Source organism: Deinococcus soli (ex Cha et al. 2016) (genome assembly GCF_001007995.1).
GTDB lineage: Bacteria > Deinococcota > Deinococci > Deinococcales > Deinococcaceae > Deinococcus > Deinococcus soli.
Genome location: NZ_CP011389.1, coordinates 597,531 through 611,498 on the forward strand (window position 1 = coordinate 597,531; position 13,968 = coordinate 611,498).

Here is a 13,968-nt window from a genome sequence, read left to right on the forward strand (position 1 = left end):
CCCGCCCGACCTGAATCCCGCCGTCAGGGGCGGCCGAGGTCGATGCTGTACCCCACCTTGACGCCGAAGCCCAGCGCGCCGTCCCCACTCCGGCCACCCGCCACGTCCACGTTCACGCGGCCGCTCCCGGCAGGCACGCTGGCGTTCACGCCCGCCCGCAGGGGCGCCGCCGCGACCCGCCAGGATTCGTATGTGGCGTAGGCGCGCAGCAGGCTCCCCTCGCCCAGCAGGTCCGGCGCAGCGACACTGCCGCCCACACCCCAGGTGGCCTGCGCGGCCAGGGTGCTGGGGCGGCTGCGCCAGCCGGTCACGCCCGCCAGCGCGTCGAGGTTCAACGCCACGCCCGCCGGGGTCGCGTACCCCACGCCGCCCGTGACGGCCAGCAGGTCCGGACCGCCGCGCACGCCCGCGCGCCACGTGACGGTGCCGGTCACCTCGGTCTCCGGGTCGGGGACGGGCGCGGGGTCACTGCCGTCCCCGGCGTCCTCCGGCAGGTCTGCCGGGTCGGGCGCCACCACGCGCGTCAGGGCGCGGCGGCCCTCCACGCCCAGCGTCCCGTGCGCCTGCGGACCGAACTCGCCGCCCAGCACTGCCACGATGTCCCGGTTCACGCGGTACCGGAGAGCCAGGTCCGCGTTCCAGCCGCGCACTCGCAGATCGGTGGGCGCCTCGGCGTACGCGGCGAGCGGGTCAATACCCGTCGCGGGCAGCGTGAACACCGCCCCCCCACCACTGACCGCGACCGGGCCGGCACTGCCACTCACGCGGCTGCTGAGGCGGTACTCGCGGTTCAGGGTGACGGTCAGGTCCGTGCGGGCCGACACGGTCGCCAGGGGCGGCAGGCTCAGTCCGCGGCGGTACCCGACGCTCAGGGCGCGGGAGGACACGGCGGCGCTCAGGGTACCGCCCGACACGCTCAGGTCATCCACACCGACCTGCCCCCACAGCGGGTACGTCCAGGGTCCAGTGGGGTTCGTGTACGCCACCCCGAAGTTCACGCTGGTGGCGTGCGCAGGAGAGGCAGCGAGCAACAGGCCACCCAGCAGGGCGGCGCTCAGGGGGACGCGCAGGTGAACTCGGAGCGGCATACCGGGCAGCGTAGCAGACGCCCCGCCGCGCGCCGCGCCTCCTCACGAACCGGTCAGTTTCACGTGAGGCGCGCGCGGTACGCTGCGCCGCATGCGACCCCTCCCTGCCCTGACGGCCGTCCTGCCCGCCCTGCTCCTGGGGGCCTGCGCGCCCCTGCAACAGATCGCGCTGGTCCCGCAGGTCGAGGTGCAGGGCGTGCGCCTGACCAGCCTGACCCTGCCGGGGGGCTTCGGTCGCGCGCCCGTCGCGAACCTGACCCTGAACCTGCGCGTCACGAACCCCAACCCCCTGCCCCTGCGCGTCGCGAATCTGGCGGGCTCCCTGATCATCGACGGGGCGAACGTCGGGGACGTGACCTTCCCGAACGTCGCCCTGCCCGCGCGCGGCAGCGCCGAGCAACTCGCGCAGGTCAGTGTGCCCGTCACGCTGAACACCGCCGCGTCGTTCCTGAAGGTCGCGCGCGGGCAACTGGTCACGTACCGCGTGGACGGCGGCTTCACCGCCGATTTCGGCCCGCTGGGCCTCCAGCAGTTCGGGCCGTTCACCCTGTCGCAGGGCCAGTGGAAGCAGGACCCGATCATCCCGTTCTGAGGCGCCTGCCCTCGCGCTACCCTGCGGGCGTGACCGACGCCACTTCTGACCTTCCGGACCCGCAGCGCGCCTGGGCGTACCGACCGGCCTCTCCCCTGCCCGGCGCGCCGGATGGGCCGCTGCGGGGGCTGACGTTCAGCGTGAAGGACCTGTTCGGCGTGTCGGGCTGGCCGCTGCGGGCGAGTACGCGCGCGCCCGTGCCGGACCCCGGCGTGAGCCCGCTGGTCACGCGGCTGCTGGCGCTGGGCGCGTCGGCGGTCGGGAAGACGCACCTGCATGAGATCGCGCTGGGCATCACGGGCCTGAACGGCTTCGGCGGGACGGACCACCCCGGGCTACCGGGGCGGGTGCCGGGCGGCAGCAGCAGCGGCGCGGCGGTCAGCGTGGCCCTGAAACAGGTGGACTTCGCGCTGGGGACCGATACGGGCGGCAGCATCCGCGTGCCCGCCGCGTGGTGCGGCGTGGTGGGGTTCAAACCCACCAAGGGGCACCCGGCGTGGCCGACAGGCGGCGTGCTGCCGCTGTCCGTGACGTGTGATCACGCCGGGCCGCTCGCGCGGGACGTGGCGACGGTGGCGCGCGTCCAGGAGGCCCTGACCGGGCGGGCCGTGCCGGAGGTCGCCGTGCGGGGCCTGAGGGTGGGGCTGTGGCTCCCGGACGGCTGGGTCACGGAGGATGTCCGCGCCGCACTGCGGGACGTGGCGGGCACCCTGTCCCGCATGGGCGCGACCGTGCAGCCCGTGGACTTCCCCGAGGTGCTGGACGCGTACTCCCCGATCGTGCTGAGCGAAGCGGCGCACGTGCACCGCAGCGCGCTGCGGCTGGACGACCCGGGCTTCCTGCCGTTCACGCTGGCGTCCCTGCGGCAGGGCGCGGCCCTCACGGGCACGGAGGTCCAGGCCGCCCACGACCGCCGCGCCGCGTACCGCGCGCAGCTGGACGACCTGCTCACCCGCTTCGACCTCATCCTCGCCCCGGCGGTGCCCACCTCGCCCCCCGCGCAGGGGCAGGACGAGGTGCTCCTGCCGGACGGACCCACCCCACTGCGCCGCGCGGTGCTGCGCCTCACCGCGCCGTTCAGCCTGCTGGGCGCGCCCGTGGTGGCCCTACCCACCCGCACGCCGTTCGTGGGCGCGCAGCTGATCGCCCCGCACGGCCAGGACGACCGCCTGCTGGGACTGGCCCGTGCGCTGGACCGTACCCTGGACAGCGAATGAAAGCCCTGTCGCTCCTCCCTGTCCTTGCGCTGCTGAGCGCGTGCGCGCCCACCGCCCAGACCCAGCCCACCTACACCTACGAGGGCGAGGCCCGCTTCCTGCTCCTCCCGCAGAAACTGCGCGTCACGTACACCGTGAACCCAGGCACGCACGAGGCGCGCGGCGAGTATCGCAACCTGAGCAGCGGCGACACCTTCACCCTGACCGGCACGCAACTCCCCGGCCCGGACGGCGAGACGTTGACCGCGAAGATTGACCCCGGCGACACTCCCCGACTGAACGCCAGCCTGCTGGGTTTCGGGATCAGCAACGTGCCCCTGAAAGCCAGCGGCACCCTGTCCGCCACCATCACCGCCACCCGCCTGAGCGGCACCCTGCGCGTCAACGGCCTCAGCTACCCCGTCACCCTGACCCGCGTGCGCTGAACCGGTCAGCCCCGCTTCATGAGCCGCGCGTACCCTGCCCCCCATGCGCCCCCTCCCGCACGCCCGCCCCGCGCTGACCGCCGCCCTGCTCCTGCTGCCGCCCGCCCTGAGCGGCTGCGCGTGGGGCGCGTACTTTCCCGCGATCACGCCCCTGGAACGGCAGGTGAACGGCGTGTACGAGGGCGAGGGCAATGGCCCGACCGGGCGCGTCCCGTACCGCCTGACCCTGGGCCTCGTGGAACGCGACGGGCGCGCCAGCGGCAGCCTCGTGAACCTGGAGAGCCGCAAGGTGTACGCCGGGAGCGGCAGCTTCAAACGCCTCGTGGACGGCACCGAGATCACCCTAAACCTGTTCGAGAACGGCGCGCACCGCGCGAACCTGTACGTCGTGCGGCGCGACACGGACGGGCAGATCCGCCTGGACGGGCACCTGCGGACCGTCGTGCTGGGCCGCGAAGCCCTCAGCTACAGCGTCAGCCTGCGCCCCGTGGCCGCGCAGCCCTGAGCCTGCCTACTGGTTGAACGGCTTTTCCTGAATGAGGGTGAACCCCCGGGTCTTGAGCGGAGCCGGACTGGACTGCGTGAACACCCGGTCCTCCCGCAGCGTCTGGAGGCCCGTGCGGAGGCTGAGCCCCACCTGCACTGTGACCAGCGCCGTGAGGAACCACGGCAGCACGCGCCGCCACACCGGACGCGGCGCCCACGGAGCCGCCGCCACCGCGCCCCCGGTGAACGCGGCCCGCAGTCGCCGCGCGTCCATCGCCAGGAGCAGCAGCGCCGCCAGCAGCAGGTGACCGCTGAACAGTTTCACCGGCACGTCGTAGAAGAGGTTCAGCGCGAACACGTTCGTCATCGTGACCGCCGCGACCAGCGCCCCTGCCGTCAGGGTGCGGCGGTGCATGAGCAGCAGCGCGGGCAGCACCTCGGCCACGCCCGCCACGAGCTGATACCCGGGACTGGCCGCCATGAACCGCCACAGCAGTCCCATCGGGCTGGACTCGCCGTACGTGCCCGCCAGCTGCCAGCTGTTCAGCAGCCCGAACTGCGAGAACGCGAACTTGCTCAGGCCATACATGGTCAGCCACCAGATCAGCACCAGCCGCAGGAACGTCCGCAGCGCCGCCCGCTGCCCCGCCGTGGGTGCCGTCCGCTGCCGCGCCGCCCAGACCAGCCCGGCGGCCACCGCCAGCAGCAGCAGGCACAGCGTCCACGCCCAGTCGAACGCCGTATCCCCACTGCCCGTCGGTTCGGGAATGGGCGGTACCGGCACCTGAAAGACCGCCCGGCTGACCACGTCCGCGAGCTGCCGCACGGCGGGCAATCCTTCCAGATGCAGGATCGGTTGCGTGCCGACACCCAGCGACAGGAACGCGTACGACGCCGGGAAGGTGAAGGCCAGCCGCCGCCAGAACGGACTGGCCGTCAGGGCGGGTTCAGCAGGGGCGGCGTTCAGGCTGGTCACGCCTTCCAGTGTGCCCCGCGCCGCGCCACTGCGGGACCGCACCTGCCGCCTCCAACCGCTGCCCCGCGACCCGTTAGAATCCCTGTCGCTGCTCCTGCCTCCGTGGAGGCGTGGAAAGGCCCCGGAATCCATCCGTCAGGCTGAGAGGAGAGTCATACATGAAGGCAATGATCGTCACCTACGGGTGTCAGATGAACGAGTACGACACGCATCTGGTGCAGTCGCAACTCGTGAGTTTCGGGGCGGACATCGTGGACAGCGTGGACGTGGCCGATTTCGTGCTGCTGAACACCTGCGCCATCCGCGGGAAACCCGTCGAGAAGGTCCGCAGTCTGCTGGGCGACCTGCGCAAGATCAGGGCCCGCCGCCCCCTGGTGATCGGCATGATGGGCTGCCTGGCGCAGCTGGAGGAAGGGCAGCAGATGGCGCGGAAGTTCGGCGTGGACATCCTGCTGGGGCCGGGCAGCCTGCTGGATATCGGGAAGGCGCTGGAGAGCAACGAGCGCTTCTGGGGTCTGGCGTTCCGGGATGAGCTGCACGATCACGTGCCGCCTGCGCCGGCGGGGCAGTTGCAGGCGCACCTGACGATCATGCGGGGGTGTGATCATCACTGCACGTACTGCATCGTGCCGACGACGCGCGGGCCGCAGGTGAGCCGTCATCCGGACGACATCCTGCGGGAACTGGATTCGCTGCTGGTGGCGGGGGTGCAGGAGGTGACGCTACTGGGGCAGAACGTGAACGCGTACGGCGTGGATCAGGGGGCGCGCGTGGGCGGGTACCCGAGTTTCGCGAATCTGTTGCGGCTGGTGGGGCGCAGTGGGGTGCGGCGCGTGAAGTTCACGACGAGTCACCCGATGAACTTCACGGAGGACGTCGCGGCGGCCATGGCCGACACGCCCGCCATCTGCGAGTACGTGCACCTGCCAGTGCAGAGTGGCAGCAGCCGCGTGCTGCGGCGCATGGCGCGCGAGTACACGCGGGAGGATTACCTGCGGCACGTGGCGGACATCCGCAAGCACCTGCCGCACGCGGTCCTGGCGACGGACATCATCGTGGGATTCCCCGGCGAGACCGAGGAGGACTTCCAGGACACCCTGAGCCTGTACGACGAGGTCGGCTTCGACAGCGCGTACATGTTCGCGTACTCGCCCCGCCCCGGCACGCCCAGCTATAAGCACTTCGACGACCTGCCGCGCGAGGTGAAGACCGAGCGGCTGGAGCGCCTGATCGCGCGGCAGAAGGAGTGGAGTGCCCGGAAGAACGCCGCGAAGGTCGGCACCATCCAGGAGTTGCTGCTGCGCGGCGAGGCGCACGACTCGGGCTTCCTGGAGGGCCACACGCGCGGCAACCACCCGACGGTGGTGCCCAAGGCGGTCGGCGTGACCGGCCCCGGCGTGCACCTGGCGCGGATCGAGCACGCCACGCCGCACATGATGTACGCGACACTCGTGGATTCGGCCGGGAACGCCCTGCCGGAGCTGCCGAAGCTGAACCCGGAGGCCGCCGCGCTGACGTCGCCCCTGGCGATGGCCTGACCGACCCCCACTGGACCGCGCCGCTTCCGCCTGTGCCGGGGGCGGCGCTCATGGTTCAGGGCGCGCCCACCAGACGCTTCTCAGGGAACCATCATGTTAAGGAGCAGTTCAGGCGCGAAAGTGAACCGCATGAACAAAGTGATCCTCGCCGCGCTCGCCACCCCCCTCATCCTCGCCTCCTGCGGCACCGCGCTGGGCGGCAGTGACGGCAGCGAGAAAATCCTGAGCGTCACCACCAGCCACACCAGCGCCGGCGCGCCCGTCCTGTGCAACAGCGTGAACGGCGCCGACACCGGCACGCAGATCACCATCGCCCTCGCAGCCGCCGGGACCCTCCAGAACGTCAAGGTGAACCTCACCGACGCCGCCGGGAAGACCGTCGGCACCACCGACGTGTCCGGCAGCACCCTCCTGAAAGGCGACAAGGACGGCGAGTACAAACTGCCCGTCACCCGCCGCGCGAACGAGAGCCTCACCGTGAACACCGCCGTCACCAGCCCCGCCGCCGTCACCGTCAGCGGCACCCCCGTCGCCACGCTGAAGGCCGACATCGTCATCAACCGCAGCCGCAGCAGCGTGAAACTGGCCAGCACGGTCGCGCTGCCCGTGTACGCCAGCTGCACGAAATAACCCCCCCGCGCCCCCGCACCGGCCCCCGCCGCGCGCGGGGGTCCTGCCGTTCATGACCCGCATGAGGACACGGGCGGGCTGTTCCTTCATTTGTGCAGGGACGTTCAAGCGCGCCGTCATGTTCACCGCGTGGGGGCGGCACACAGTGAGAGGCATGAAGAAACTGATGCTGGCCGCGGCGGGACTGACGGGCATTCTGGCAAGTTGCGGGTCGTACGGCAGCGCTCCGGACGGAAGCGGGAACGCGCGCGTGGTGGACATCACCACGGAGTACACCCTACAGGGCAGCAGCCCGGCGCAGTACGTGGGCTGTGACGCCGTCTCGAACCCGACTGATCCGAGCCGAGCGACAAGTACGCAGGTCGTGGTGAAGTTCGCAACGGGGGGTAGCGTCACGCAGGTGGACGTGACGCTGAAGGGCACGACGAACAGCGATTACGACGAGACGCAAACGTTCACCGTCGGCGACCTGAGCAAAGACAGCTCTGGGAACTATCAGGCTGTGTTTGACTTCAAGTCTGCTACGAACGATTTCCTGCCCGCCAGTATCATCGTTGAACCGAACGACCCTGTCCGCACACCCCGAGCCGTCACCGCGTCGAACCTCGCCGGGTCGTTCTACGCCGATCTGAAGGTGTACACCAGCACAGGCTCCTCCTTCATGATCAGCAGCGTCAACCTCAGCAAGGTGAACGTGTACCGCAACTGCACCCTGGCTGGCACTGCCCAGCCCCTCACCAAGTAATCGCCTGCCCCCCACATGGCCCCTGCCTTTTCGGTGGGGGCTTTGGCTGTTTTCTCATGTCAGGTCAGCTACCCATCACGAGGGCGTCAGGTTCGGCGGGCAGAGTGAGAGGCATGAAGAAGATCGCTCTGGCTGCCGCTGCCCTTGCCTCTGCCCTTGCCGGTTGTTCCGTGACGGTCAGCGTGCCGGATTTCACGCCGGGTACGCAGCCCTCGCCGTCGCTGCGACTGAAGGAGTTCACGTACAGCACGCAGTACCGCACGGCTGCGGATTACCGTGATCAGGACGGGACGTTCATTGCGGCCGGGTCGTACATCATCTGCGACAACAAGAGCACGACGATGTACGTGGATCTGGATTGGACGGGTGGCCTGAAGGAGGTCTACGCGCAGTTCGAGGGTCTGAAGACGGGTGGCACGAAGAACTTCAGCTTCTACTCGTATGGTGCGGCGGATTACAGCGGGTCGGGTCTGCTGAGCGCGACGTTCGGTCCGGGCACGGCGCCCCTGGGTCTGCCCGGTCAGCTGGGCGCGCAGGCGATCGTGGTGAACCCGGTGATTCTGGACGTGAAGGGCAACACGTTCGTGAAAGTGCAGGGTGTGGACGAGGCGGGGCGGTACAGCAACGTGCTGGAGTCGGCGCAGGCGTTCCCGGTCGTGGACTGCCAGTAAGCGTCACGTGATGCGCGCCGCCCCGGTTGCCTGGGGCGGCGCGTTGCTGTGGGGGTTCAGGTCAGGGGGGTGAGGCCCGCCTCGATCTGCGCGCGGTGCGGTTCGAGGAACGGCGCGAGGATCAGGGTTTCGCCCAGGTGGTCGGGGTGTTCGTCGACGGCGAAGCCGGGGCCGTCGGTGGCGAGTTCGATCAGGATGCCCTGCGGTTCGCGGTAGTAGATGCTCTGGAACCAGTGGCGGTCGACCTCGCCGCTGGTGCGCAGGCCCAGGCTGCTCAGGTGGGTGTTCCAGTTGTGGTACTGATCGTCGTGGACGCGCAGGGCGATGTGGTGCACGCCGCCCGCGCCGGGCCGGGCCGGGGGCAGGGTGGGGTCGATGCGCAGGTGCAGTTCGGCGTGCGGCCCGCCGCCTTGCATGGCGTACACGTGGATGGTGCGCCCTGGTTGTTCGGGGTCGGGGTAGGTGCCTGCGGGGGTGAGGTGGTAGGCGCGTTCGAGGACGCGGGTGGTGGGGAACAGGTTCGGGAGGGTCAGTTCGCTGGGGCCCAGGCCGAGGATCTGTTTGTCTACGGGGATGGGGCTGGCGTCCCAGGGGGTGCCGTCTGGGCCGCCCTCGACGAGGCTGAGGCGCTGGCCTTCGGGGTCGCTGAAGTCCAGGTGGGGGCGGCCGTGGCGGGTGACGGGCGTGACGGGGGTGCCGCTGGCGGTCAGGTGTGCCTGCCACCAGTCGAGGGTGCCGGTGGGGACGCGCAGGCTGGTGCGGCTGACGCTGTGGTTGCCGGGTTGTTCGCGGGGGACGTCCCACTGGAAGAAGGTGAGGTCGCTGCCGGGGGTGCCGTCGCGGTCGGCGTAGAAGAGGTGGTAGGCGGTGACGTCGTCCTGGTTGACGGTTTTTTTCACGAGGCGCAGGCCGAGGGTCTGGGTGTAGTACTGGAGGTTGGCGCGGGCGTCGGCGGTGACGGCGGTGACGTGGTGCAGGCCGTGCGGGGTGAGGGGCGTGGTGGTCATGCCCACACTCTAATTCGTTTGATGTTAAGCGATTGTGACGAGCCGACAGCCACCCCTGCCGCATCCGGGGAGCAGGCAGGCCGGCGCAACCGCAACAGCGAGCACCTGCGATCAACGGCGGTCGGAAGTGGACTGGAAGAGCGCACCGTCGGCCCCACGACGGAATGGGACACTGCGGTCAGACCGGAGTGGTCAGGGCGTCCCGGACAGCCTGCGCGAACAGGTCCGGGCGCGGCGTACTGCCCTGCGCGAGATCCGGGCGGCCCCCACCCTTCCCGCCGCTGGCGGTCAGCGCGGCGCGCAGCACCCCCCCGGCGTTCACGGCCGGGTGCGCGCTGCCGATGCCGACGCGGCCCTCGCCCGTCACCGCCGCGACCACCGCACCCGCCGGGAGGTCCGTCAGGGTCGCCTGAAGGCCCGCCGGATCAGGCAACGTCACGACACGCAGGGTCACGTCCCCGAGCGTCTCGGTGGGCGCGGCGTCCCGGAGTGCGCGGGCGTGCGTGGCGTGCAGGGCGTCCACCTGCGCGGCCAGCGCGGCGCGCTCGGCGGTCAGCGCCTCGACGCGTTCCGTCAGGCGCTCGACCGGCACGCTGAACCCCTGCGCGAGGCGCCGGGCGTCCGCGTACACGCCGCCCAGGTACGCGCTGGCCTCCTCGCCCGCCATGAAGGTCACGCGGGTCACGCCGCCCCTCACGCGCTCCGTGCGCAGGATCACGACCGGGGCGGCCATGCTGGCACGCGGGACGTGCGTACCGCCGCAGGCGCTCACGTCGAACGGCGTGCCGTCCGCGCGGCGGTAGATGACCAGCCGCGTGTCACCGCGCACCTTCGACTCGCGCCGCAGCGGGTAGCGGGGCAGCTCGGCCTCGGGCACGACCGGAGTGTCCAGGGTCAGCTCGTCGCGGCCCAGCGTCTCGCGCAGCAGCGTCTCGGCGGCCCGTACGTGCGACTCGGCGGGCTCGCCACTCAGGTCGATGGTGCACTCGGGGGCGTTCATGTTCACCGCCACCACCTCGAACACCGGGTTCACCTGCACGAACGCCTGGGCGAGCAGGTGCTCGGCGCTGTGGCGCTGCATGTGCCGCCAGCGGCGGTCCCGGTCCACGTTGCCCTGCACCGTCTGCCCGACCGGGGGGAGCATGCCGTCCAGCGCGTGCCAGATCAGCCCGGTGGCCTTGTCGCGGCGGCTGCCGGTCACGCGGGCCTCGCCTTCAGGCCAGCGCAGCGTGCCCGTATCGGCCGCCTGCCCGCCCGCGTCCGGGTACAGGGCGGTGGCGTCCAGCGCGACCGCCTGCCCTTGCGCGTGCGTGACGGTGCCGGTGAAGGTCATCAGGGTGCTGTCGTGGTACAGGGGGCGGGTCATGCCGCCCAGGGTAGCGCCGCCGACCTCACGGTCACCTCAAGGCCACGTAAATTCACCGTCAAGAGCGGCTGAACATTTCATTGCGGCAGCATCAGACGCACTTTCCTACACTGGGGTCATTCAAGCGGGAGCGGTGTTCGCCCCTCATTCAGGAGGAACGTATGTCGAACTTCGGAATCTACATGATCGGGATCATCGTGCTGATCGTGGCCCTGTTCATCGCCGGGAACGCCTTCGCGTGGCCGCAGTCCTACACCCTGATCGGCGCGGTCGTGCTGCTGGGCATCGGCATTCTGGCGGGCGTGACGAGCACCAAGCGCCGCGACCCCCCCGCCGGTGATCCGCCCGTCCGCTGATCCCCCCTGGCCCCCAACGTCAATCGCCCCGACCACTCCGGCCGGGGCGATTGCATGTGAGGAATGGTCAGATTTCCACGTGGGCGGGCTGGGCGCGTTCGCCCTTGGCGCGGCGTGGAATTTCCAGGTTCGGCATCATCAGCGTGGCCAGGAAGGCCAGCGCGGCGACGATGATCGAGTAACGGTAGATGGAGCTGATGGTGTCCGCGAACGCGACCTTGGCGGCGCGGGCGCTGGCGAGCGTGATCTTCTCGCCGTCATTCACGCCACTCAGGGCGCCGCTCAGGGCCTGCTCGGTGGCCTGCTGCTCGGCCTGGGCTTCACCCTGGTCGAGGCCCTGCTTGATCCCCGCGAGAATCTGCGCGCGGGCCTGCGGGCTGGCCAGGGCGGGCGCGGGAATCTTCGCGAGGTTGTCGCGCAGCGCCTGCGGCAGCTGGGGGTTGGCGGCGAGGGCCTGCACCTGCGCGGCGTCGCCGCTGTTCACGGCCTGCTCGACCGTGGCGTAGGTCTGCGCGAAGCTGGCCTTGACCTGGGCGGGCACGCCACCTGCGGGGATGCCGGTCAGCTGCTTACGGGCGTCTTCGGGCAGGGACTTGATGAACGGGTCGTTCTTCACGGCCGTCAGGGCCTGCTGGTCGCCGGTCTGGATGGCTTTCGTGATGTTCTCGCGCAGCGTGGCGAAGCGCACCTTGACGTCCTCGGGGTTCTCGGGGGTGGCGTTGCGGTCACCGGTGGGCGCGTTGCCGCTCCTGATGTCGTCGCTGATCTTCTGGAGGGTGGTGGCGACGGTGCCCTGGTTGCTGGCGGCCTGCGCGGCGAACTGCGTGGCGAGGTTGCTGCTCACCCCGGCGGTGAGGATCGCGCCGAAGATGGCGGTGCCGATGGTGCTGCCCATCTGCTGGAAGAACTGCCCGGCGCTGGTCGCCACGCCGATCTCCCAGGGTTTGACGGCCAGTTGCAGCGCGGTGGTGTACAGCGGCAGGGCGGGGCCGAGGCCCAGGCCCAGCAGGACCATGCGGATCACGACGCTGGTGTAGCTGCTGTCGGCGTTCAGGGTGCTCAGCGCGAAGAAGCCCAGCCCGGCAGTGATCAGGCCGATCAGCATCAGGGGCTTGTAGCGGCCCATGCGGCTGGCGATCTGGCCGCTGCCGATCGCGCCGATGATCAGACCGACCGTCAGGGGGATGGTGGCGGTCCCGGCGGCGGTGGCGCTGACCCCCTGCACCTGCACGAGGTACAGGCTGAGGAACAGGATCGCGCCCAGGAATCCGGCGCCGATCATGAAGCGCGCCAGGGCGCCCCAGGCGAAGGTGGGGTTCCTGAACAGCGTGAGGGGCAGGATGGGGCTCTCGTGGCGGCTCTCGACGAACAGGAACGCGATCAGGCTCACGGCGCTCAGGCCGAACAGGCCCAGAATCTCCGGGCTGCCCCAGGCGTAGTTGCCGTCGGCGCCCCAGGTGAGGGCCAGCAGGAGCGGCACGGCGAACACCAGGATCAGGAACGCGCCCAGCCAGTCCACGCGGGCTTTCAGGCCGCTGGCGAGGCGGGGCATCTTGCTGGCGATGAACGCCAGGGCGATCAGGCCGATGGGCAGGTTCACGTAGAACACCCAGCGCCACGACACCTGGTCGGTCAGGAAGCCGCCCAGCAGCGGGCCGATGACGCTGCTCAGGCCGAACACGGCGCCGAACAGGCCCTGGTAGCGGGGACGGTCGACGGGTTCGAACAGGTCGGCGATGATCGCGAACGCCACCGAGCCGAGCGCGGCGGCGCCGACGCCCTGCAGGCCGCGGAACACCACGAGCTGCATCATGCCGCCGCCGAACAGGTTGCCCAGGAAGGGTTCACCCGCGAGGCCGCACAGGGCGCTGCCGATCAGGAAAATCACGATGCCGATCATCAGGATAGGTTTGCGGCCGTACAGGTCGGACAGTTTCCCGTAGATGGGCACCAGTGCGGTGTTCGTCAGCAGGTACGCGGTGGTGACCCAGGAGTACAGGCTCAGGCCGTCCAGTTCCTGCGTGATGCGCGGCAGGGCGGTGGAGACGATGGTCTGGTCCAGCGCGCTGAGGAACAGACCCAGCAGCACGCCGAAGAGGATCAGGCGTTTGGTGGGCATGTCGAGGGTCTTGGCGTAGTCGATACGCCCTTCGGGTTCGGCGGTGTGTGCGCTCATGGGTGCTCCTGGCAGGAGTAGATGGGTTCGAGTTCGTCCAGCACGCGCTGGAGGTGGTGGGTGGCGGCCTGCACGGTGTCCAAGTGCAGGCCCTGGAAGGCGGTGACGTACGCGCGGACGAACTCGCTGTCCATGCGGCCCACGATGTCGCGTCCGGCGTCGGTGAGGTCCACGAGTTTCTCGCGGCGGTTCTCGGGGTTCTCGGTGCGCTGCGCCAGGCCACGCTTGACGAGCCGCTCGACGAGGTGGCTGGCGGCCGGGACGCTCAGGCGGGTCAGTTCGCTGAGCTGCGTGACGGTCATGGGCGCGCGGGCGCGCAGCTGGTGCATGGCGGTGATCTGCGAGAAGCTCAGGTCCCATTCGAGGAGCTCGTCCTGCATGCCCCGCATGACGCGGCTGCTGATCAGGCGGTGCAGGCGTTTCATGGTCCTGCCGAAGGCTTCGGCGGCCTGCACGTGTTCGGGGCTGAGGTTCGAGGGATCGGGCTCAGGGGGTGGTTGTTCCGGAGGCAACATGGTTCGAAGTGTGAAACAGTCTCACTATCAAGAAAGTGCGGCAGGCCACATCTTTCGAAGGGTCATCCAGATGGCCTACTCCGCCCAGGTCACTCCCCTCAAGAGGCAGAGGCGGCCCCGACGAGGACCGCCTCCAGTCAAACCTCCCGCATTTTGTACGGATTCCGTCTGTTGCGATGG

Annotated in this window: 15 protein-coding genes; 9 read left to right on the top strand and 6 right to left on the bottom strand. The window is 70.1% G+C overall.

The annotated features are described in order from the left end of the window. Window positions 1–23: 23 nt before the first annotated feature. Window positions 24–1,088, bottom strand: coding sequence for a hypothetical protein (locus tag SY84_RS02960; protein WP_245621389.1), 1,065 nt, complete (start codon window positions 1,086–1,088; stop codon window positions 24–26). 91 nt (window positions 1,089–1,179) lie between these two features. Between SY84_RS02960 and SY84_RS02965 the strand changes: the two genes are divergently transcribed. Genes SY84_RS02965 through SY84_RS02980 form a run of 4 tightly spaced genes read left to right on the top strand, consistent with a single transcriptional unit; the run spans window position 1,180 to window position 3,827 of the window. Further along, entirely contained in the window at window positions 1,180–1,680 is a 501-nt protein-coding gene (locus tag SY84_RS02965; RefSeq protein ID WP_046842761.1) for an LEA type 2 family protein, read from the top strand. A gap of 29 nt (window positions 1,681–1,709) precedes the next feature. Beyond that, window positions 1,710–2,897, top strand: coding sequence for an amidase (locus tag SY84_RS02970; RefSeq protein ID WP_046842762.1), 1,188 nt, complete (start codon window positions 1,710–1,712; stop codon window positions 2,895–2,897). Then, window positions 2,894–3,322 carry a hypothetical protein gene (locus SY84_RS02975; RefSeq protein WP_046842763.1) on the top strand — a complete coding sequence of 143 codons (429 nt, stop codon included), beginning with the start codon at window positions 2,894–2,896 and terminating at the stop codon, window positions 3,320–3,322. Before SY84_RS02970 ends, SY84_RS02975 begins: the two co-directional genes overlap by 4 nt. A gap of 43 nt (window positions 3,323–3,365) precedes the next feature. Next, entirely contained in the window at window positions 3,366–3,827 is a 462-nt protein-coding gene (locus SY84_RS02980) for a hypothetical protein (protein ID WP_046842764.1), read from the top strand. A gap of 6 nt (window positions 3,828–3,833) precedes the next feature. On the opposite strand, the gene SY84_RS02985 is transcribed toward SY84_RS02980, so the two are convergent. Further along, window positions 3,834–4,784 (bottom strand): hypothetical protein, encoded by a 951-nt coding sequence (locus tag SY84_RS02985; RefSeq protein ID WP_052751021.1) that lies wholly within the window; start codon window positions 4,782–4,784, stop codon window positions 3,834–3,836. A gap of 158 nt (window positions 4,785–4,942) precedes the next feature. On the opposite strand from SY84_RS02985, the gene miaB reads away from it, so the two are divergent. The 4 genes from miaB (at window position 4,943) to SY84_RS03005 (ending at window position 8,368) form a co-directional block, all read left to right on the top strand. Further along, window positions 4,943–6,322: a tRNA (N6-isopentenyl adenosine(37)-C2)-methylthiotransferase MiaB gene (gene miaB / locus SY84_RS02990; protein WP_046842765.1), complete on the top strand. Its 1,380-nt coding sequence runs from the start codon at window positions 4,943–4,945 to the stop codon at window positions 6,320–6,322. 129 nt (window positions 6,323–6,451) lie between these two features. Continuing rightward, on the top strand, window positions 6,452–6,952 hold the full coding sequence (locus SY84_RS02995) for a hypothetical protein (RefSeq protein ID WP_157882874.1): 501 nt from the start codon (window positions 6,452–6,454) through the stop codon (window positions 6,950–6,952). Between the two features lie 154 nt (window positions 6,953–7,106). Further along, window positions 7,107–7,697, top strand: a complete 591-nt coding sequence (locus tag SY84_RS03000) for a hypothetical protein (RefSeq protein WP_046842767.1) — start codon at window positions 7,107–7,109, stop codon at window positions 7,695–7,697. Between the two features lie 113 nt (window positions 7,698–7,810). Beyond that, window positions 7,811–8,368, top strand: a complete 558-nt coding sequence (locus SY84_RS03005) for a hypothetical protein (RefSeq protein WP_052751022.1) — start codon at window positions 7,811–7,813, stop codon at window positions 8,366–8,368. 56 nt (window positions 8,369–8,424) lie between these two features. On the opposite strand, the gene SY84_RS03010 is transcribed toward SY84_RS03005, so the two are convergent. Continuing rightward, complete coding sequence (locus SY84_RS03010; protein WP_046842769.1) at window positions 8,425–9,375, bottom strand: ring-cleaving dioxygenase; 951 nt, start codon at window positions 9,373–9,375, stop codon at window positions 8,425–8,427. Between the two features lie 178 nt (window positions 9,376–9,553). After that, entirely contained in the window at window positions 9,554–10,741 is a 1,188-nt protein-coding gene (locus SY84_RS03015) for a serine-tRNA(Ala) deacylase AlaX (RefSeq protein ID WP_046842770.1), read from the bottom strand. Window positions 10,742–10,902: 161 nt separating this feature from the next. On the opposite strand from SY84_RS03015, the gene SY84_RS03020 reads away from it, so the two are divergent. Further along, window positions 10,903–11,097 (top strand): hypothetical protein, encoded by a 195-nt coding sequence (locus tag SY84_RS03020; RefSeq protein WP_046842771.1) that lies wholly within the window; start codon window positions 10,903–10,905, stop codon window positions 11,095–11,097. Window positions 11,098–11,164: 67 nt separating this feature from the next. Here the strand turns inward: SY84_RS03020 and SY84_RS03025 are convergent, their stop codons facing one another. Together SY84_RS03025 and SY84_RS03030 are read right to left on the bottom strand one after the other, a co-directional pair. Further along, window positions 11,165–13,273, bottom strand: coding sequence for an MDR family MFS transporter (locus SY84_RS03025; protein ID WP_046842772.1), 2,109 nt, complete (start codon window positions 13,271–13,273; stop codon window positions 11,165–11,167). After that, a complete protein-coding gene (locus SY84_RS03030; protein ID WP_052751023.1) occupies window positions 13,270–13,788 on the bottom strand; it encodes a MarR family winged helix-turn-helix transcriptional regulator in 519 nt (172 codons plus the stop codon). Before SY84_RS03030 ends, SY84_RS03025 begins: the two co-directional genes overlap by 4 nt. Window positions 13,789–13,968: the final 180 nt, after the last annotated feature.